At 71.4% G+C, this 18363-nt stretch carries 15 protein-coding genes and 2 pseudogenes; 9 read left to right on the top strand and 8 right to left on the bottom strand.

Annotated elements, in window-relative coordinates:
* Positions 1–50: 50 nt before the first annotated feature.
* On the bottom strand, positions 51–1631 hold the full coding sequence (gene purF, locus ACZ38L_RS23445) for an amidophosphoribosyltransferase (RefSeq protein ID WP_465696700.1): 1581 nt from the start codon (positions 1629–1631) through the stop codon (positions 51–53).
* A 190-nt stretch (positions 1632–1821) separates the two neighbouring features.
* Complete coding sequence (locus ACZ38L_RS23440) at positions 1822–2655, bottom strand: diacylglycerol kinase family protein (RefSeq protein ID WP_465696698.1); 834 nt, start codon at positions 2653–2655, stop codon at positions 1822–1824.
* Positions 2656–2781: 126 nt separating this feature from the next.
* Here ACZ38L_RS23440 and ACZ38L_RS23435 point away from each other — a divergent pair, with 126 nt between their 5' ends.
* From ACZ38L_RS23435 to ACZ38L_RS23415, 5 genes and pseudogenes are all read left to right on the top strand, one after another.
* Entirely contained in the window at positions 2782–4065 is a 1284-nt protein-coding gene (locus ACZ38L_RS23435; protein ID WP_396557082.1) for an adenylosuccinate synthase, read from the top strand.
* Between the two features lie 125 nt (positions 4066–4190).
* Positions 4191–4802: a GNAT family N-acetyltransferase gene (locus tag ACZ38L_RS23430; RefSeq protein WP_465696695.1), complete on the top strand. Its 612-nt coding sequence runs from the start codon at positions 4191–4193 to the stop codon at positions 4800–4802.
* Between the two features lie 124 nt (positions 4803–4926).
* A pseudogene (locus ACZ38L_RS23425) lies at positions 4927–5793 on the top strand (helix-turn-helix domain-containing protein); the annotation flags it as partial.
* Between the two features lie 56 nt (positions 5794–5849).
* On the top strand, positions 5850–5978 hold the full coding sequence (locus ACZ38L_RS23420) for a hypothetical protein (protein WP_465696693.1): 129 nt from the start codon (positions 5850–5852) through the stop codon (positions 5976–5978).
* Positions 5979–6047: 69 nt separating this feature from the next.
* Positions 6048–7874, top strand: coding sequence for an NHL domain-containing thioredoxin family protein (locus ACZ38L_RS23415; protein ID WP_465696691.1), 1827 nt, complete (start codon positions 6048–6050; stop codon positions 7872–7874).
* Between the two features lie 44 nt (positions 7875–7918).
* Here the strand turns inward: ACZ38L_RS23415 and ACZ38L_RS23410 are convergent, their stop codons facing one another.
* Both ACZ38L_RS23410 and ACZ38L_RS23405 read right to left on the bottom strand, forming a co-directional pair.
* Positions 7919–9223 (bottom strand): M18 family aminopeptidase, encoded by a 1305-nt coding sequence (locus tag ACZ38L_RS23410; protein ID WP_465696689.1) that lies wholly within the window; start codon positions 9221–9223, stop codon positions 7919–7921.
* A 340-nt stretch (positions 9224–9563) separates the two neighbouring features.
* The gene (locus ACZ38L_RS23405) at positions 9564–11393 is read right to left on the bottom strand and encodes an acyl-CoA dehydrogenase (protein ID WP_465696687.1); all 1830 of its coding nucleotides are present in this window, start codon (positions 11391–11393) and stop codon (positions 9564–9566) included.
* A gap of 405 nt (positions 11394–11798) precedes the next feature.
* Here ACZ38L_RS23405 and ACZ38L_RS23400 point away from each other — a divergent pair, with 405 nt between their 5' ends.
* Both ACZ38L_RS23400 and ACZ38L_RS23395 read left to right on the top strand, forming a co-directional pair.
* Positions 11799–12338, top strand: a complete 540-nt coding sequence (locus ACZ38L_RS23400) for an SseB family protein (RefSeq protein ID WP_465696685.1) — start codon at positions 11799–11801, stop codon at positions 12336–12338.
* A 371-nt stretch (positions 12339–12709) separates the two neighbouring features.
* Entirely contained in the window at positions 12710–13660 is a 951-nt protein-coding gene (locus tag ACZ38L_RS23395; protein ID WP_465696683.1) for a pirin family protein, read from the top strand.
* A gap of 140 nt (positions 13661–13800) precedes the next feature.
* Here ACZ38L_RS23395 and ACZ38L_RS23390 read toward each other — a convergent pair whose 3' ends face one another.
* Complete coding sequence (locus ACZ38L_RS23390; protein ID WP_465696681.1) at positions 13801–14622, bottom strand: protein phosphatase 2C domain-containing protein; 822 nt, start codon at positions 14620–14622, stop codon at positions 13801–13803.
* Positions 14623–14998: 376 nt separating this feature from the next.
* On the opposite strand from ACZ38L_RS23390, the gene ACZ38L_RS23385 reads away from it, so the two are divergent.
* A complete protein-coding gene (locus tag ACZ38L_RS23385) occupies positions 14999–15229 on the top strand; it encodes a DUF5302 domain-containing protein (protein WP_465696679.1) in 231 nt (76 codons plus the stop codon).
* 46 nt (positions 15230–15275) lie between these two features.
* Here the strand turns inward: ACZ38L_RS23385 and ACZ38L_RS23380 are convergent, their stop codons facing one another.
* Complete coding sequence (locus ACZ38L_RS23380) at positions 15276–15917, bottom strand: TetR family transcriptional regulator C-terminal domain-containing protein (RefSeq protein ID WP_465696677.1); 642 nt, start codon at positions 15915–15917, stop codon at positions 15276–15278.
* 99 nt (positions 15918–16016) lie between these two features.
* Here ACZ38L_RS23380 and ACZ38L_RS23375 point away from each other — a divergent pair, with 99 nt between their 5' ends.
* A complete protein-coding gene (locus ACZ38L_RS23375; protein ID WP_465696675.1) occupies positions 16017–17204 on the top strand; it encodes an acyl-CoA dehydrogenase family protein in 1188 nt (395 codons plus the stop codon).
* Between the two features lie 50 nt (positions 17205–17254).
* Here ACZ38L_RS23375 and ACZ38L_RS23370 read toward each other — a convergent pair whose 3' ends face one another.
* Both ACZ38L_RS23370 and alc read right to left on the bottom strand, forming a co-directional pair.
* Complete coding sequence (locus tag ACZ38L_RS23370; protein WP_465696673.1) at positions 17255–17503, bottom strand: hypothetical protein; 249 nt, start codon at positions 17501–17503, stop codon at positions 17255–17257.
* 32 nt (positions 17504–17535) lie between these two features.
* A pseudogene (gene alc, locus ACZ38L_RS23365) lies at positions 17536–18358 on the bottom strand (allantoicase); the annotation flags it as partial.
* Between the last annotated feature and the right edge of the window lie 5 nt (positions 18359–18363).

Genomic DNA, 18363 nt, shown 5'->3' with positions numbered 1-18363 from the left:
TCTAGGGGGGTGTGCACCGCGGGGCCCGGCCGGACCCCGCGGCGGGAGAACTACGGGCGGCGCAGCGCGTCGGCCGCGCCGTGGCCGCCGAGCAGCGACTGCACGCCGTCCAGGTCGGAGCCGGTCGGCTTGCCGCGGCTGGCGGGACGCTGCTTGCTACCGGCGATCTCGGCCTCCAGCAGCAGCTTGCCGAGCAGTGCCGGGTCCGGCAGCTCCATCGGGTACTCGCCGTCGAAGCAGGCCCGGCAGAGCCGTTCCTTGGGCTGCCTGGTCGCCTCGATCATGCCGTCGAGGGAGATGTACGCGAGCGAGTCGGCGCCCAGCGTCTTGCCGATCTCCTCGACCGTCATCCCGTTGGCGATCAGCTCGGCCCGGGTGGCGAAGTCGATGCCGAAGAAGCACGGCCACTTCACCGGCGGGGAGGAGATCCGGATGTGCACCTCGGCGGCGCCCGCCTCGCGGAGCATCCGGACCAGCGCGCGCTGGGTGTTGCCGCGGACGATCGAGTCGTCCACCACCACCAGGCGCTTGCCCACGATGACCTCCTTGAGCGGGTTGAGCTTGAGCCGGATGCCGAGCTGGCGGATGGTCTGGCTGGGCTGGATGAAGGTCCGCCCGACGTAGGCGTTCTTCACCAGGCCGGAGCCGTACGGAATGCCGCTGGCCTCGGCGTAGCCGATCGCGGCGGGCGTCCCGGACTCCGGCGTCGCTATCACCAGGTCGGCCTCGACCGGGGCCTCGGCGGCCAGCCGGCGGCCCATCTCCACCCGGGAGAGGTGGACGTTGCGCCCGGCGATCGAGGTGTCGGGGCGGGCCAGGTAGACGTACTCGAAGACGCAGCCCTTGGGGCGGGACTCGGCGAACCGCGAGGTACGGATGCCGTTCTCGTCGATCGCGACCAGTTCGCCCGGCTCCACCTCGCGGATGAAGCTGGCGCCGCAGATGTCCAGCGCGGCGGTCTCCGAGGCGACCACCCAGCCGCGCTCCAGCCGGCCGAGCACCAGCGGGCGGATGCCCTGCGGGTCGCGGGCGGCGTAGAGGGTGTGCTCGTCCATGAAGACCAGCGAGAAGGCACCCTTGACCCGGGGCAGCACCAGCTGGGCCGCCTGCTCGACGGAGAGTTCCGGGTGGCCGGCGAGCAGCGCGGTGACCAGGTCGGTGTCGTTGGTCGCGGCGCTCCGGCCGGAGCGCGAGACGTGCTCCTCGCCGGGGAGTTCGGCGACCATGGCCGCCAGTTCGGCGGTGTTGACCAGGTTCCCGTTGTGGCCGAGGGCCAGCGAACCGTGCGCGGTCGCCCGGAAGGTCGGTTGGGCGTTCTCCCAGACCGACGACCCGGTGGTCGAGTAGCGGGCATGTCCGACGGCGATATGCCCGTGCAAGGACCCCAGTGAGGACTCGTCGAAGACCTGGGAAACCAGTCCCATGTCCTTGAAAACGAGAATCTGGGACCCATTGCTCACTGCGATGCCCGCGGATTCCTGTCCACGGTGCTGCAGGGCATAAAGGCCGAAGTACGTGAGCTTGGCGACCTCCTCGCCGGGAGCCCAGACGCCGAAGACGCCACAAGCGTCCTGGGGGCCTTTCTCACCGGGAAGAAGATCGTGGTTGAGTCTTCCGTCACCACGTGGCACGCCTTCGAGTCTAGGGCAGTTGGCACAGGCTTCCGGTACAGAAGACGGCCCGCGGACTGGGCGAATTGCCGACAACGCGCGTAGATCGAGCCCCTTACCACGGCGGTCGGCCAGGCTGGGCCCGGCGGACCCCGAGGGGCACGTGACGCTGCTCACGCCCCGGCGCTCACCCCGGTCCTCCACCGACCGCTCACCCGGCGGGCAGCAGCAGCTCCCAGGCGGCGGGCTGCGCGGTCCAGGTGCGGGTCCGGACCGGGCCGGCCGGGCAGCCGTCCGCCTCGTACCCGAAGGTCCGGCCGGCCACCGTGACACTGGAGGCGCGCACCCGCAGCAACGCCCCGCCCGGACCGGACCGGCGGATCAGCACCTCGGCCGAGGCGGCCCCCGCCGGCAGTCGCAGCGCGACCAGCCGAACCGGACGGTCGCGTCCGCCCAGCGGACGCCCGTCGGCCTCCACGCGCAGGCGGACGGGCTCGGGTTCCACCTGCTCGGCTGCAACAAGTTTCGCCCATAGCGAACGCCAGCCCCCCGGATGGCCCTGCCCCCGCCCGGGGATCCGCACCTCCCCCAGCACCACCCCGCCGTCGTCGTCCAGCAGCATCCCGAACTCGCGCGGCACCCCGGCCAGCACCGCCCGGGCCGCCGCCACCGGATCGGACGGCACCCCGAGCGCCCGGGCCAGCGCCACCGCCGGCGCCCGACCGACCGGCACCAGCCCCAGCGGCCCCGAGCCCAACTCGCGCTGCCGGTGCAGCGCCTGCACCACCCGCTGGAGCGTCAGGTCCGAGCCGATCACCACCGGACGGCGCCGGCCGCGGTGCGACAGCACCCGGTCCAGCTCGGCCGCGCTCTCCGGCAGCACCACCTTGACGTCCGCACCCCCCGACAGGACGTCCCGGGCGATCCGCACCGCCTCCCCGTCGGCCGCCCGCGCCACGGGGTCGAGCAGAACCAGCAGCGGCGCGTTCGCGGGCGGTTCCGGTGTGTCGGGGGACGGGGGTACGGACGTGGACTGGGACGACACGACCGGTCCTTCCTCAGGTAATCTCTCGGTGCAAGAGCCCCTTGCGCTATTGCGCCAGGGGCTTCGTCTATCTCGGGGCAGACTGCGGCCTACGCAGGATGCCCCAACCGGAAGGGGTGTACGCCTGTGCCGGCACTCGTGCTCGTTGGTGCCCAGTGGGGAGACGAGGGCAAGGGGAAGGCCACGGACCTCCTCGGCGGCTCCGTCGACTACGTCGTCCGCTACCAGGGCGGCAACAACGCCGGTCACACGGTGGTCATCGGCGACCAGAAGTACGCCCTGCACCTGCTCCCCTCCGGAATCCTGAGCCCGAACGTCACGCCGGTGATCGGCAACGGCGTGGTGATCGACCCGGGCGTGCTGCTCTCCGAGCTGAGCGGGCTGGACGAGCGGGGCATCGACACCTCCAAGCTGCTGATCTCGGGCAACGCCCACCTGATCACCCCGTACCACCGCACCCTGGACAAGGTGACCGAGCGCTTCCTCGGCAAGCGCAAGATCGGCACCACCGGCCGCGGCATCGGCCCGAGCTACGCTGACAAGATCAACCGGATCGGCATCCGGGTGCAGGACCTCTTCGACGAGTCGATCCTGCAGCAGAAGATCGAGGCGGCGCTGCACGACAAGAACCAGATCCTGGTCAAGCTCTACAACCGCCGTGCGATGCCGGCCGACCTGGTGGTCGAGGAGTACCTGGGCTACGCGGACAAGATCCGCCCCTACCTCGCCGACACCACGCTGGTCCTGGACCGGGCGCTGAAGGACGGCAAGGTGGTCCTGCTGGAGGGCGGCCAGGGCACCCTGCTGGACGTGGACCACGGCACGTACCCCTTCGTGACCTCGTCCAACCCGACCTCCGGCGGCGCCTGCACCGGCGCCGGCATCGGTCCCACCAAGATCGACCGGGTGATCGGCATCCTCAAGGCCTACACCACCCGGGTCGGCTCGGGCCCGTTCCCGACCGAGCTGCTGGACGAGGACGGCGAGGCGCTGCGCCGGATCGGCGGCGAGCGCGGGGTCACCACCGGCCGGGACCGCCGCTGCGGCTGGTTCGACGCGGTGATCGCCCGTTACGCCACCCGCGTCAACGGCCTGACCGACTTCTTCCTCACCAAGCTGGACGTGCTCACCGGCTGGGAGCAGATCCCGGTCTGCGTGGCGTACGAGATCGACGGCCAGCGGGTCGAGGAACTGCCCTACAACCAGTCGGACTTCCACCACGCCAAGCCGATCTACGAGACGCTGCCGGGCTGGAACGAGGACATCAGCAAGGCGCAGTCCTTCGGCGACCTGCCGAAGAACGCCCAGGCCTACGTGAAGGCGCTGGAGGAGATGTCGGGCGCGCCGATCTCGGCGATCGGCGTCGGCCCGGGCCGGACCGAGACCATCCAGATCAACTCCTTCATCTGACAGCCGAGTTGAGGCACTGAAAGGGCCCCACCCGCTCGGGTGGGGCCCTTTCCCATGCCCTCTTCCATTTGCACTAGAACATAAAACACTTGCCACTAGTCCAATACACGGCTAGTTTTCCCGGCATGACCGCGAAGCAGCCCGTTCCCGTCGTACTCTCCGGCCGGCACGTCCGGCTGGAGCCGCTCTCCCGCGCCCACCTGGCCGACCTCTTCGCCGCCGGCGGCGGGGACGAGGAGGTCTGGCGCTGGATGCCGATACCCGCGCCGCGGACCGCCGAGGAGCTCGGCGCGGTGCTGGACGCCCGGCTGGCCGAGGTCGAGCGGGGCAGCGGCGTCGCCTTCGCCGTCATCCGGCTCGCCACCGGCCGCGCCGTCGGCTGGACCACGTACTACGACATCAGCACCACCGACGAGCGCCTGGAGATCGGCTGGACCTGGTACGGCCGCTCCGCCTGGCGCACCGAGGTCAACACCGAGGCCAAGTGGCTGCTGCTGGTCCACGCCTTCGAGGAGCTGGGCATGGGCCGGGTCTCCTGGCGCACCGACCACCTCAACGAGCGCTCGCAGAACGCCATCCGCCGCCTGGGCGCCCGGTACGAGGGCACCTTCCGCCGCCACCGCCGGCGCCCCGACGGCACCTGGCGGGACACCGTCTACTTCTCCCTACTGGCCGAGGAGTGGCCGGCCGCCAAGCAGCGCCTGACCGACCGCTTGGCGGCCAGGCCCGCCGCGTAGACGAGCACCCGCCGGAACCTCTCGTCCGGACTCATCGGTCAGCCCCCGTACGGCACCCCTGACAGCCCAGGCGTACGGATCGCGTCCCCGGTCGGCGTGCGCCGGGCGTACCGTCGGTGTCACGGCGAGCGAACACCTCGGCGACCGACTGGCGCGACTTCGCCGACTGGCCGACCTGACACAGGAAGGCCTCTCGGAAAAATCGGTCGTATCCGTTGACGTCGTACGGAAGTTGGAGCAGAAGCGCAAGCACTCAGCCCGCCTGCCGACGCTGCATGCGCTTGCCAAAGGCCTTGGCGTTGAGGTGACTTCACTGTTGGGCGACCCTCCGGCCGTGCCGTCCACCGGAGACAGCGAGCCACCGGAGCTGGTGGCCGTACGCCGGGCGATCATGCCGCCCCTGTTCGCTCCGCCACCGGTCACGGACGGGGCTGACAGGCTGTCCCTGCCGCTACTCCGCGCAGAGATCGCCGACGCCTGGACGCTGTACCACGCTGCGGAGTTCGGCCGGGTCATGGCACTGCTACCAGGGATCATCTCCGACGCACGGCCGGCTGCTGCCGTGGGCGGAGGGCAGGATCGTGCGGCCGGTCAGCACGCGCTCGGCAAGGCGCTACAACTGGGCGGTCACCTGGCTATCCGCTTGGGCAAGACAGACCTGGGATCGTCCAGCCTGGAACGCGCCACAGCCGCCGCCGATGCCTCAGAAGACCCCCTGCTGCCCGCCGTGATCTGTAACTCCGCGGCCTGGGCGTACCAGCGGCAGAACCGACTGAACGACGCGCAGGCGCTTGCCGTGCACGCCGCCGACGGCGTGGAGCGGCAGCACGCAACCAGCGCTGAGGGAATCCGCGTGTGGGGTGGGTTGCTCATGTCGGCAGCCACTAGCACGGCCCGGAGCGGGAACTACGACGGCGCATCCGACATGACGCTCACCGCCGAGAAGGCGACGGCCCGACTTTCCAACCTTCCCGCCCCGACGGACGGCCGGCCGTCGGTGAGACCGCCTACGACAGGCGCGGTGGCAGGGCCGTCAGGGTCATGGCCGTGCACTCGTTCGGAGTGTTCGTCCGACCGGTCAAGGGCGGCGGGGAGAGCATCACGAAGTTCCGCGACCTGATCCCGCCCGACGACGCCCCAGGCGGCTTCCAGGGCTGGCAGGCTTCGCGCGGTTGACGGGCGGGCTTGAGCTGCCCGCAGACCGTACCCGGAATGCGGAACCTGACCATGCGGTTGGATGTCCACATGGCTTCTCGTGCACGAGTTCGCGCCCCTGAGCTGGTCGGGGCGGGCGGTTGGTTGAACACCGGTGGCAAGGATCTCTCCCTGGCGGATTTCCGGGGCAAGATCGTCATCGCCGACTTCTGGACCTTCTGCTGCATCAACTGTCTCCATGTCCTCGACGAGCTACGGGAGTTGGAGGAGCGGCACCGCGACACCGTGGTGATCGTCGGGGTCCACTCGCCGAAGTTCGTGCACGAGGCGGACCACCAGGCCGTGGTGGACGCGGTTGCCCGGTACGAGGTGGCGCACCCGGTGCTGGACGACCCCGCGCTGGTGACCTGGAAGCAGTACGCGGTACGGGCCTGGCCGACCCTGGTGGTGATCGACCCCGAGGGGTACGTGGTCGCGCAGCACGCCGGGGAGGGGCACGCGCACGCGATCGAGCGGCTGGTCGAGGAGCTGGAGGCCGAGCACGAGGCCAAGGGCACGCTGCGGCGGGGCGACGGCCCGTACGTTCCGCCGGAGCCGGCGGCCGGGGTGCTGAAGTTCCCCGGCAAGGCGATCCGGCTGCCCGGCGGCGGCTTCCTGGTCGCGGACTCCGGCCACCACTCGCTGGTCGAGCTGGCCGAGGACGGCGAGACCGTGCTGCGGCGGATCGGCGACGGGGTGCGCGGGCTGGTGGACGGTGGGCCGGCCACCGCCCGGTTCAGCGAGCCGCAGGGGCTGACCCTGCTGCCGGCCGGGCTGGACCTGGACTACGACGTGGTGGTCGCCGACACGGTGAACCACGCGCTGCGCGGCGTGCGGCTGGCGGACGGCGCGGTCCGCACCCTGGCCGGCACCGGCACCCAGTGGTGGCAGGGTTCCGCCACCGAGGGCCCGGCCCGCGAGGTGGACCTCTCCTCGCCGTGGGACGTCGCCTGGTTCGACGACCGGGTCTGGATCGCGATGGCCGGCGTGCACCAGCTGTGGGCCTTCGACCCGCTGGCCGGGACGGTCGCGGTGAGCGCCGGGACCACCAACGAGGGCCTGGTGGACGGCCCGCTCGCCGAGGCCTGGTTCGCCCAGCCGTCCGGGCTGGCGGTCTCGGCGGACGGCGAGCGGCTCTGGGTGGCCGACTCCGAGACCTCCGCGCTGCGCTGGGTTTCACGTGAAACACGGCAGGTGCACACCGCGGTCGGCACCGGCCTCTTCGACTTCGGCCACCGCGACGGCGCCGCCGAGCAGGCGCTGCTCCAGCACCCGCTGGGCGTCATCGTGCTGCCGGACGGCTCGGTGGCCGTCGCCGACACCTACAACCACGCGCTGCGCCGCTTCGACCCGGCCACGGACGAGGTCAGCACGCTCGCCACCGACCTGCGGGAGCCCTCCGGCGCGGTGCTGGTGGACGACGACCTGGTGGTGGTGGAGTCCGCCCGGCACCGGTTGACCAGGCTGCGGCTGCCGGAGGAGGCGGTCCGGGTGGCGGCGGTGGCCCACCGCACCCAGAGGGCGGCGACCGAGGTGGCGCCGGGGACGCTCCGGCTCGACGTGGTCTTCTCGGCGCCCGCCGGGCAGAAGCTGGACGAGCGCTACGGCCCGTCCACCCGGCTGCTGGTCAGCTCGACCCCGCCCGAACTGCTGGTCTCCGGCGCCGGCGCGGACACCGCGCTCTCCCGCGAGCTGGTGCTCTCGGACCAGCTGACCGAGGGCGTGCTGCACGTCTCGGCGATGGCGGCGTCCTGCGACGACGACCCGGCGATCGAGTACCCGGCCTGCCACGTGCACCAGCAGGACTGGGGGGTACCGGTGAAGCTGGTGGCCGGCGGCGCGACCCGGCTGCCGCTGGTGCTGGCCGGGCTGGCGTAGCGAGCGGTCCGTGGGGCGCGGGCCGCGCCCCACGGACCGGGGGTTCAGTCCTCCAGGAACGCCTTGATCGCGGAGGCCAGCAGGTACGGGTCCTCCGCGCCGCACAGCTCGCGCGCCGAGTGCATGGAGAGCGCGGCGATGCCGCAGTCCACCGTGGTGATGCCGAGCCGGGCCGCGGTGATCGGGCCGATCGTGGTGCCGCAGGGCATCGCGTTGTTGGAGACGAAGCTCTGCCACGGCACCCCGGCCCGCTCGCAGGCGGCCGCGAAGACGGCCCGCCCGACGCCGTCGGTGGCGTACCGGTTGTTGACGTTGACCTTGAGGATCGGGCCGCCGTTGGGCAGCGGGTGGTGCCCCGGCTCGTGCCGCTCGGTGTAGTTGGGGTGCACCGCGTGGCCCATGTCGGAGGAGAGGCAGATGGTGCCGGCCAGCGCCCGGGCGCGGTCCTCGGCGCTGCCGCCGCGCGCGTGGATCGTACGGTCCAGCACGTTGCCGAGCAGCGGGCCCTGCGCGCCGGTGTCCGACTCGCTGCCGGTCTCCTCGTGGTCGAAGGCCGCCAGCACCGGGATGTGCCGCAGCTCGCCGTCGCCCGCCGTGACCGCGGCGGCCAGCGCGGCGGTGGCCGCGTGCACCGAGAGCAGGTTGTCCAGGCGCGGCCCGGCCAGCAGCTCGCGGTCCTTGCCGAGGTAGGACGGCGGCTGGACGTCATGGGTCATCAGATCCCAGCCCACCACCTCGGCGGCGTCCACTCCGGCACGCTCCGCGACGTAGGAGATGAGCGCGCCCTCGTCCACCTCGCCCAGGCCCCAGATCGGGGTCAGATGCCGCTGCCGGTCCAGCTTCAGTCCGTCGTTGACCTGCCGGTCGAGGTGGATCGCCAGCTGCGGGACGCGCAGCAGCGGCTCGTCCAGCTGCACCAGCCGCGTCGACCCGTCGCGCAGCACCAGCCGACCGGACAGCCCCAGGTCCCGGTCCAGCCAGGTGTTCAGCGGCACCCCGCCGTAGATCTCCACCGCCACCTGTCGCCAGCCGGCCGAGGCGGTGTCGGGGACCGGCTTCACCCGCAGGTTGGGCGAGTCGGTGTGGGTGCCGACCACCCGGAAGGGCGTCTCCGGGGCGGCCCCCTCCGGCACGTACCACGCGATCAGCGCGCCACCCCTGATGACGTATCGCCCGCCGGACGTGCCCTCCCACGCGTCGGTCTCGGCGACCTGGCGGAACCCTGCCTTCTCCAACCGCTCGGCCGCGCCCGCCACCGCGTGGTACGGCGAGGGGGACGCCGCCAGATAGGCGATCAGATCATCGGTGTGGGTCCGGTCGAAGTAGACCGAGTGGTCGGCGGTCGACATGCTGCTCCTGGGTTGAGGGTGGCGGAGAGCCCGGTGGGGAGGGACTTTCCACCTCGAGCATATGCCCGTACACCGACAGAACGGTCAAGACTTGGTATGGTCCTCGACCCCCACGGGCCCGCTACCAGTACCGTTCGCACACCTTCGTTTACTTGTGTTCACGAGATGAAAACCCGGGCGAAGACTCCACGATAAGGCCGCCCGACGAAGGGCACGCCCGGCGAAAAGCCCACCCGGCGAAAAGCCCGGAGGGGGCCGAGCGCGATGCGCAGGGCCCCCTCCGGGCTGAGGGTGGGTCAGGCGGTACGGGCCGGGCCGACCTCGGGGATCAGCTCGGGGATCAGAAGGCCTCCTCGGCCAGCTCCATGATCTCGTTGTCGATGCCCTCGGCGATCAGGCGCTGCGCGCTGATGGTCGGCAGCACGTTGCGGGCGAAGAAGCGGGCGCCGGCCACCTTGCCCTGGTAGAAGGCGACGTCCTTGCCGGTGGCGCCGGCCTCCAGCTTGGCCAGCGCGACCGCGGCCTGACGGAGCAGCAGCCAGCCGACCACCACGTCGCCGGAGACCAGCAGCAGGCGGGTGCTGTTGAGGCCGACCTTGTACATGTTCTTGACGTCCTGCTCGACCGAGGACAGGTCGGCGAGCAGCTTGCCGACGATGGCCTCCAGGTCGCCGGCCGCCTTGGCGAGCAGCTCACGCTCGGCCGCCAGGGCGTCGCCGCCCTCGTTCGCGGCGAGGAACTTCTGGATCTGCTCGGAGACCGCGGTGAGCGCCTGGCCGCCGTCCTTGACGATCTTCCGGAAGAAGAAGTCCAGGCCCTGGATCGCGGTGGTGCCCTCGTAGAGGGTGTCGATCTTGGCGTCCCGGATGTACTGCTCGATCGGGTACTCCTGCAGGTAGCCGGAGCCGCCGAAGGTCTGCAGCGACTGGGCCAGCTGCTCGTAGGACTTCTCCGAGCCGTAGCCCTTGACGATCGGCAGCAGCAGGTCGTTCAGGCGCTCCGCGGCCTCGTCGCGCTCGCCGCGCAGGCGGGCGGCCTGCATGTCGTCCTGGACCGACGCGGTGTACAGCACCAGCGCGCGCATGCCCTCGGCGTAGGCCTTCTGGGTGAGCAGCGAGCGGCGGACGTCCGGGTGGTTGGTGATGGTGACCCGGGGAGCGGTCTTGTCCAGGAACTGCGAGATGTCGGCGCCCTGCACGCGCTCCTTGGCGTACTCCAGCGCGTTCAGGTAACCGGTGGAGAGGGTGGCGATGGCCTTCGTGCCGACCATCATCCGGGCGAACTCGATGATCTTGAACATCTGGCGAATGCCGTCCACGGTCTCGCCGAGCAGCCAGCCCTTGGCCGGGTGCTTGGCACCGAAGGTCATCTCGCAGGTGTTGGAGGCCTTGAGGCCCATCTTGTGCTCGACGTTGGTGGCGTAGACACCGTTGCGCTCGCCGAGCTCGCCGGTCTCCCAGTCGAAGTCGAACTTCGGGACGATGTAGAGGCCCAGGCCCTTGGTGCCCGGCTTGCCGCCCTCGGGGCGGGCCAGCACCAGGTGGATGATGTTCTCGGACATGTCGTGCTCGCCCGAGGTGATGAAGCGCTTCACACCCTCGATGTGCCAGGAGCCGTCCTCCTGCTTGATCGCCTTGGTGCGGCCGGCGCCCACGTCGGAGCCCGCGTCGGGCTCGGTGAGCACCATGGTGGCGCCCCACAGGCGATCGGTCATCCGCTTGGCGACCTTCTGCTGCTCCTCGGTGCCCTCGTCGAAGACGACGCCGGCGAAGGCCGGGCCGGAGGAGTACATCCAGATGGCCGGGTTGGAGCCGAGGATCTGCTCGGCGTAGGCCCAGATCAGCGAGGACGGGGTGACCTGGCCGCCGATCTCCTCCGGGATGCCCAGACGCCACCACTCGGCGCCCATGTAGGCGTCGTAGCTCTTCTTGAAGGTGGCCGGGACCGGAGCGGTGTTGGTCTCCGGGTCGAAGACCGGCGGGTTGCGGTCGGCGTCGGCGAAGGAGGCGGCGAGCTCGTTCTCGGCCAGACGCGAGATCTCGCTCAGGATGTTCTTCGCGGTCTCGACGTCCATGTCGGCGAACGGACCGGTGCCGTACACCTGGTCGCGGCCGAGCACCTCGAAGAGGTTGAACTCCACGTCCCGCAGGTTGGACTTGTAGTGACCCATGACCGTTTCTCCGGTTCGTCGCTTCCGGGCGCGCCTTCCGATGCCGGACGCCCCTACCCGCCAGTAGACCCCATGATGCTACCGGTTAGTAACTTCTTCAAGCCCTCCACGGGCAACCGGACGGTAAATCCGACGTGAAGGTAGTCACGTCGGTCGGCACGGTCCGGTCGCCGCGGCTTGACCCTCGCCATGCGGCGGCCATCGCCTTCCGACTCCGGCCGTCACGTTCCACTGGTCACGGTCTCGGCGCCACGGTCTCGGCATCGCACCCTCGCCGTCCCGGTTTCGCCGTCGCACCCTCGCCGTCACGGTCTGTCGGTAGTCGCCTCCCGACAGCTCCATCCCAGTACGACTTGTCCGGATCAGCCGCCGCGGCAAGTGGGTCGGGACCGCTAGCCTGTCCGTGTGTACGGCTACGAGCAGAGCGCACCCGGCGCTGGCGGCTACCCCGGTGGCTCCTACCAGGCGGCGGGGCAGCAGGGCATGAACGGCATGTACGGCCAGCCCGGGTACGACGGCCAGGCCGGCGGTGCCGGGTACGGCGAGCAACCGCCGTCCGCAGGGCAGTCGCTCTACCCGGAGCCGTCCCCGCCGTCGCTGGCGGACGCCGTGCGGGCGTTCACCACCGGCTCGATGGTGGTGGAGGACTTCCAGGCCATCTTCATCACCTCGAAGGTCCACTGCCCGCGCGGCGAGCGCCCCGGGTTCCTGGCGCTGCACAACACGCCCACCCCGGTGATTCCGATGTTCAGCTCGCTCAAGGAGCTGCGCCGCTACGCGGGCAAGGAGTCCAAGTACTTCACGGTCTCCGGCGCCGAGGTGCTGGACCTGCTCCCGACCGGATACGGCTTCGCGCTGGACATGGAGGGCGAGCACCGGATGGTGTTCGACGCCAAGGCCGTGGAGCAGATGGTCGACTTCACGATGCGGCGGATGTACGGCTGATCCGTGCGGCTCCGCATGGGTCCATACGGCTGATCGCGGGTGCGGGCACGGGCAGCGCCGGCGCGAGAGCGGTGATCGCAGATGCGAGCACCGCTCTCTTTTATGTGCAGCGCTCTCGCTTCCGTTCGGTGCTCCCGCTTGTGTCCGGCGCTCTCGATTGCGTGCGCCGTCCACTCCAGGGCATGTCACCCCAGCCTGAGAGCAGCGCTCTCCTTTATGTGCGCCGTTCATGATTGAGAGCACTGCTCTCTAACAAGATCGGCACTCCCCTCTCCCTGTGGCAGCAAATGATTGAACATTCAACTTGCTTCTTGTTGAGGATTGAACTAATCTCGCAGACGTAGGCCAGAACACCCCCGAAGGAGGCCGACATGCCCGCCGTGACCGTCGACAACCCGCTGACCCTGCCGCGCGTCGCCACTCCCGACCCCGCCGTCACGGCGCCCCGGCCGGTCCTGGCGGTCGCCACCGCACCCGAGGGCTTCGAGGGCGAGGGATTCCCGGTCCGCCGGGCCTTCGCGAAGATCAACACCAAATACCTCGACCCGTTCATCATGATGGACCAGATGGGCGAGGTGGAGTACGCGGCCGGGGAGCCCAAGGGCACTCCCTGGCACCCGCACCGCGGCTTCGAGACCGTCACCTACCTGATCGACGGCGAGTTCATCCACAAGGACTCGCATGGCGGCGGCGGCCACCTCGGCGGCGGCGACACCCAGTGGATGACGGCCGGCTCGGGCATCCTGCACATCGAGACCCCGCCGGAGTCCCTGGTGCTCTCCGGTGGTCTGTTCCACGGCATCCAGCTGTGGGTGAACCTCCCGGCGACGGACAAGATGACCACCCCGCGCTACCAGGACATCCACGGCGGCCACGTCAAGCTGCTCACCAGCCCCGACGGCGGAGCGATCCTCCGGCTGATCGCCGGCGAGCTGGACGGCCACCGGGGACCGGGCAGCACGCACACCCCGATCACCCTGCTGCACGCCACCCTCACCCCCGGCGCGCGACTGACCGTCCCGTGGCGCAGGGACTTCAACGCCCTCGCGTACGCGCTGAACGGGGACGGCAGGGTCGGCGCCGAGGACCGGCCGTTCGGCACCGGGCAGGCCGTGGTGTTCGGCGAGGGCGACACGCTGACCATCTCCGCCGACCGCCAGCAGGAGTCGCGGCACCCCAACCTGGACGTGATCATCCTGGGCGGGCAGCCGATCCGCGAACCGGTCGCCTGGTACGGGCCGTTCGTGATGAACAGCCACCGTGAGCTGGAGCAGGCCATGACGGACTTCCAGTCCGGGAAGTTCGGCCACCCGCAGGACTGACCGACCGGACCGACCGGCCCCGGACCGAACCCGGATCAAACCGGCCCGGTCCGGTCCGGGCCGGACCGGACCGGACCGGACCGGACCGGACCGGACCGATCAGCAGTGAGAGCACGAACCACCCTGCCGCGGGCGGGCGTTCAGAACCGCGCGTAGAGCGCCGTGGCGTCGTCCCGGGCCTTCCCGCGCGGCCACCGCTCGCAGTAGGGGTCGCTCCGCTCCGCCTCGCGGACCCGGGCGATCAGCGCGCCCGGCCCGCTCTCCGCCATCAGGCGCAGCGCGTCCGACCAGTCGCCGAGCGCGTACCGCTCGGTGTACCGGCCGGCGCCGTCGGTGAGCGCCGCCAGCGCGCTCAGCGTGTCGAGCCGGACGAACCCGGTCTCGGCGTGCCCGGCCGCCTTCGGCGCGGCGGCGGCGATCCACGGCCCGCGCCCGGTGTTGCGGACCGCCCGCACCGCCAGCGCGTACCGCAGATGCAGCGCGGCCCGCTCGGCGCTGCCCGGCTCGCTCCGCCGGACCGCGTGCCGCAGTTCCTCCCCCTCCGTGAACGGCTGGTTGTCCCCGAGCACCCGGAGCGGCCCCTCCTTCGGCTCCAACACCAGCAGCGAGTCACCGAGCACCAGGTACTCCAGCGAGCCGCCGTGCTTGCGCGCCGCCACCACCATCGCGGCCGGGGTGTTGGGGTGGGCCAGGTCGCACCGGCCGCCGTGCAGCGCCGCGGTCTCCACGATGGCGTCGGCCAGGCACTCGGCGATGTCCCGGTCCGAGCGGTCGGTCAACCGGGCGAGCAGATGCACCCCCAGCCGGCGGACGAACCACGCCGTACCGTGCCGGCACCCCGACTCCATGCCGTCCGGTGAGCCGGACCCGTCGAGCAGCACCAGCGCCTCCGGTGTGGCGGTCGCGAAGTCCTCGCTCTCCCGACCCGGGCGCTGCGCTTCCCCCGCCAGTTGTACCTGCATGCCGCCAGTGTGCGGGCCCCGGAGCACTCCCGGACAGCCCTTGGCGCAGGTTCCCTCGTACGGGGTCCCGAGGGCGCCCCGGCGGACGCGGCGGGGCGTACAGGGGGTGCGCCGCGCGGTGGCAGGTCACCCGGATATCCCCTAGCGTCGCAGCTGGGGCGTACCGCGACAGAGTGCGAGGAGACCGGTCATGTGGTGGCAGTTCGTCCTGGTGGTGGTGGGCTCGATCGGCTTCCCGGTCGCCGCGCTGCTCTTCTTCATCGGCGGCCCGAACTACCACGGCCGGGCCTCCGATAACTGATGTCCCGTCCGGGCCGGGACGTGGCACAGTGTGCTCCAGCACGACCCACGTACCACCCGGCCCAGGAGGTCCCGCATGAGCAGCGACACAGGAGCGGACACAGCAGTGACGGAGAGCGCCGAGAACCCCGAGCCGGCGGAGACCCCCGCCGAGGAGGACGTGAAGGCCAAGTTCCGTGCCGCGCTGGCGCGCAAGCAGGGGGTCCACACCGACGGCGCCGGCGGCGGCCCGGGTGGCGACTCCAAGATCCACGGCGCGCACGCGGCGGCCGGCGGCAAGCGCACGTTCCGTCGCAAGAGCGGCTGAGCGAGGCCGAGACAGTAGCACGCCGGGGTCGACCCCGGCGTGCCGCTCACTCCGCCGGCAGCAGCGTCTCGTCCACCGCCTCCGAGCGCAACAGCAGCAGGACCGACCGCCGCGCCCGCCCGTACGGCGCCTCGTCGTCGTGCAGCAGCGACAGCGCGTTGGCGTACTCCAGGAAGCTCACCAGCTCGAACGCCAGCTGCTCCAGATCCGCGTCCGCCCGCAACTCCCCGGCGGTCCGGGCGGATTCCAGCATCCCCAGCAGCGTCCGGTGCCACTCCCGACCGCTCGCCGCGAGCGCGTCCCGCACCCGCCCCGGCTGCGCGTCGAACTCCGCGCCGACCGCGCAGAAGAAGCAGCCGCCCGCGAACACCCGGCCGCGCGAGTACTCCAGCCAGCGGATGCAGAGCTCCCAGAGCTGCCCGACCCCCGGCGGCCGTAGCAGCGCCGGCGCCACCACGACGTCCAGGTAGATCCGCTGCGCGGCCCGCACGGTGGCCAGTTGCAGCTCCTCCTTGGAGCCGAAGAGCGCGAACACCCCGCTCTTGCTCAACTCCAGCTCGGTGGCGAGCCGGCCGAGCGAGAGGCCACCGAGCCCCTCCACCGAAGCGATCCCGACCGCCCGACCGAGCACCAGGCGACGCGTCTCGTTGCCCTTCTGGACCCGGCCGTCCGTCGTGGCATCGCGCACTGCCCACCACCGTCTTCCGTGTGACTGCTTTCCGGTCAGCGTAAAGCCTGATACGGATGGTCCGGCACCGTGCCGACCCCTAATCCGTGGAGAACCCTGATGGCCAGCGCAGCCCGCCCCGGCGGCCCCGACCCGCTCGACCTGCTCGCGGTGGGCGAACTGCTCTCCGACGAGGAGCGGTTGGTCCGCGACACCGTGCGCCGCTTCGCCGACGACCGGATCCGCCCGCACCTTGCCGACTGGTTCGAGCAGGGCGTCTTCCCGGCCCGCGAACTCGCGCCGGAGCTGGGCGCGTTGGGCCTGCTCGGCATGCACCTGGACGGCTACGGCTGCGCCGGCGCCTCGGCCGTCGCGTACGGAGTGGCCTGCCTGGAGTTGGAGGCCGCCGACTCGGGCCTGCGCAGCTTCGTCTCGGTGCAGGGCTCGCTGGCGATGCGGGCGATCCACGCCTTCGGCGCCGAGGAGCAGAAGCAGCGCTGGCTACCGGAGTTGGCGGCCGGCCGGGCGATCGGCTGCTTCGCCCTGACCGAGCCGGACTTCGGCTCCGACCCGGCCAACATGCGCACCACCGCCCGTCGCAAGGGCGGCGACTGGGTGCTCTCCGGCAGCAAGATGTGGATCACCAACGGCAGTGTCTCGGACGTCGCGGTGGTCTGGGCGCAGACCGACGAGGGCGTCCGGGGCTTCCTGGTCCCGCGCGAGGCCCGCGGCTTCACCGCGCGCGACGTGCACGGCAAGCTCTCGCTGCGCGCCTCGGTCACCAGCGAGCTCTCCTTCGACGAGGTACTGCTGCCCGCCGACGCCGTGCTGCCGGGCGTCAGCGGGCTGCGCGGCCCGCTCTCCTGCCTGAACGAGGCCCGCTACGGGATCCTCTGGGGCGCGGTCGGCGCGGCCCGGGACTGCTACCAGAGCGCCCTGGAGTACGCGAAGAGCCGGGTGCAGTTCGACCGGCCGATCGCGGCCTTCCAGCTCACCCAGCAGAAGCTGGTCGAGATGGCGCTGGAGCTCGAGAAGGCCTACCTGGTCGCCTGGCGGGTCGGCCGGCTCAAGGAGGAGGGCAAGTCCCGCGCGGCGCACGTCAGTTTCGGCAAGCTGAACAACGTCCGCAGCGCGCTGGAGATCGCCCGCAGCGCCCGTACGGTGCTGGGCGCCAACGGCATCACCACCGCCTACCCGGTGCTGCGGCACGCCAACAACCTGGAGTCGGTGCTCACCTACGAGGGCACCAGCGAGATCCACACCCTGGTGCTCGGCGAGGCCATCACCGGCGAGTCCGCCTACCGCTGACCGCCGGCGGGCCGCCCCGGACCGGGCGGCCCGCACCGGGCGGCGGGGCGCTACGGCAGGTACGACGACCGGTCGTGCTCGTCGGCCAGGAACGGCACCGACTGGAACCACAGCACGCCGCACATCCGGCAGCAGCCCTCCTCGGTCGTCCCCCACTCGGTGGACGGGCGGGTGGCGGAGTCCACCGCCAGCTCCCGTCCGCACAGGCTCACGGTCTTCTCGTCCTGGACCATGTGCCACTGCTTCACCGGGCCGGTCGGGCCCGCTTCGCCGTACTCCGCGCGCATCATGTGCAACATACGTCAACTGTGCTCCCGGCCCGTCCCAAACGCTAGGCGAGCGAACCGTGCAGGCGCAGCCGGGCGACCCCGCCGTCCGGGAAGACGTCCAGCCGGGCGTGGGTGGCCGGACGCGGGCGCTCGACCGGGAACCGGTGCACGGCGTCCGGCTGCAGCCGGGTCCGCGGCACCAGCTCGAACCAGGCGTCCGGCCGCCGGGTCGCCGCCGGTGCTCGCGTCGAAGCCCAGCACGGCGGCCCAACCGGCGGCGTTGCCGACGTAGTTACCGGTGTCCAGCTCCACCGCGCCGACCAGCCCGCGACCGGCCAGCCGGAGCCGGACCCAGTCGTGGCCGCCGTCCCGCCGGCGGCGGTTCTCCCAGCCCTCGCCCATGCTGCCGGAGCGGCCCGGCAGGATCAGGTTGACCGGCGGCGAGAAGAACCGGTCGGAGGCGTCCTCGATGGCGCCGCCGTGCTCCAGCGCAGCCAGGTCGAAGCGGCCGAGCGCGGCCAGCCAGGCCTGGTCGGGCCGGGACTCGCCGCGCACCCGCAGTCGGGCGATCCCACCGTCGGGGTACTGCTTGAGCCGCAGGTGGGTCCAGCGGCGGCGGTCGGCCACCGGGAAGCCGTTGGCCGCGTGGCCGCGCACGGCGCCGCGCGGGACGATCTCCTGCCACTTCAGGTCCGGCGCGAGCAGTTCCTCGGGGCCGGGGGTGCCGGGCAGCTCGGTGGCCTCCAGGCTGATCTGCTGCGGATGGTTGCCGCGGAAGTGCGCGGTGTCCACCACCACGCCGTGCACCACGCCCGGCAGGCCGAGCCGGACCAGTACCCAGTCGTGGTCGTCGGCGGCCGGGTGCGGCTGGTCGTCGCCGCGCCGGGCGA

Source organism: Kitasatospora sp. NPDC024654, from assembly GCF_055559155.1.
The sequence above is the reverse complement of the archived record's forward strand: the minus strand, read 5'-3'. Positions and strand labels throughout refer to the sequence as shown.

Bases quoted from the DNA above. Each gene is read 5' to 3' on its own strand.
- ACZ38L_RS23430 (WP_465696695.1), top strand. From the start codon at position 4,191: ATGACCGCGAAGCAGCCCGTTCCCGTCGTACTCTCCGGCCGGCACGTC.
- ACZ38L_RS23415 (WP_465696691.1), top strand. From the start codon at position 6,048: ATGGCTTCTCGTGCACGAGTTCGCGCCCCTGAGCTGGTCGGGGCGGGC.
- ACZ38L_RS23410 (WP_465696689.1), bottom strand. From the start codon at position 9,223: ATGTCGACCGCCGACCACTCGGTCTACTTCGACCGGACCCACACCGAT.
- ACZ38L_RS23405 (WP_465696687.1), bottom strand. From the start codon at position 11,393: ATGGGTCACTACAAGTCCAACCTGCGGGACGTGGAGTTCAACCTCTTC.
- ACZ38L_RS23395 (WP_465696683.1), top strand. From the start codon at position 12,710: ATGCCCGCCGTGACCGTCGACAACCCGCTGACCCTGCCGCGCGTCGCC.
- ACZ38L_RS23390 (WP_465696681.1), bottom strand. From the start codon at position 14,622: ATGCAGGTACAACTGGCGGGGGAAGCGCAGCGCCCGGGTCGGGAGAGC.
- ACZ38L_RS23385 (WP_465696679.1), top strand. From the start codon at position 14,999: ATGAGCAGCGACACAGGAGCGGACACAGCAGTGACGGAGAGCGCCGAG.
- ACZ38L_RS23375 (WP_465696675.1), top strand. From the start codon at position 16,017: ATGGCCAGCGCAGCCCGCCCCGGCGGCCCCGACCCGCTCGACCTGCTC.
- ACZ38L_RS23370 (WP_465696673.1), bottom strand. From the start codon at position 17,503: ATGTTGCACATGATGCGCGCGGAGTACGGCGAAGCGGGCCCGACCGGC.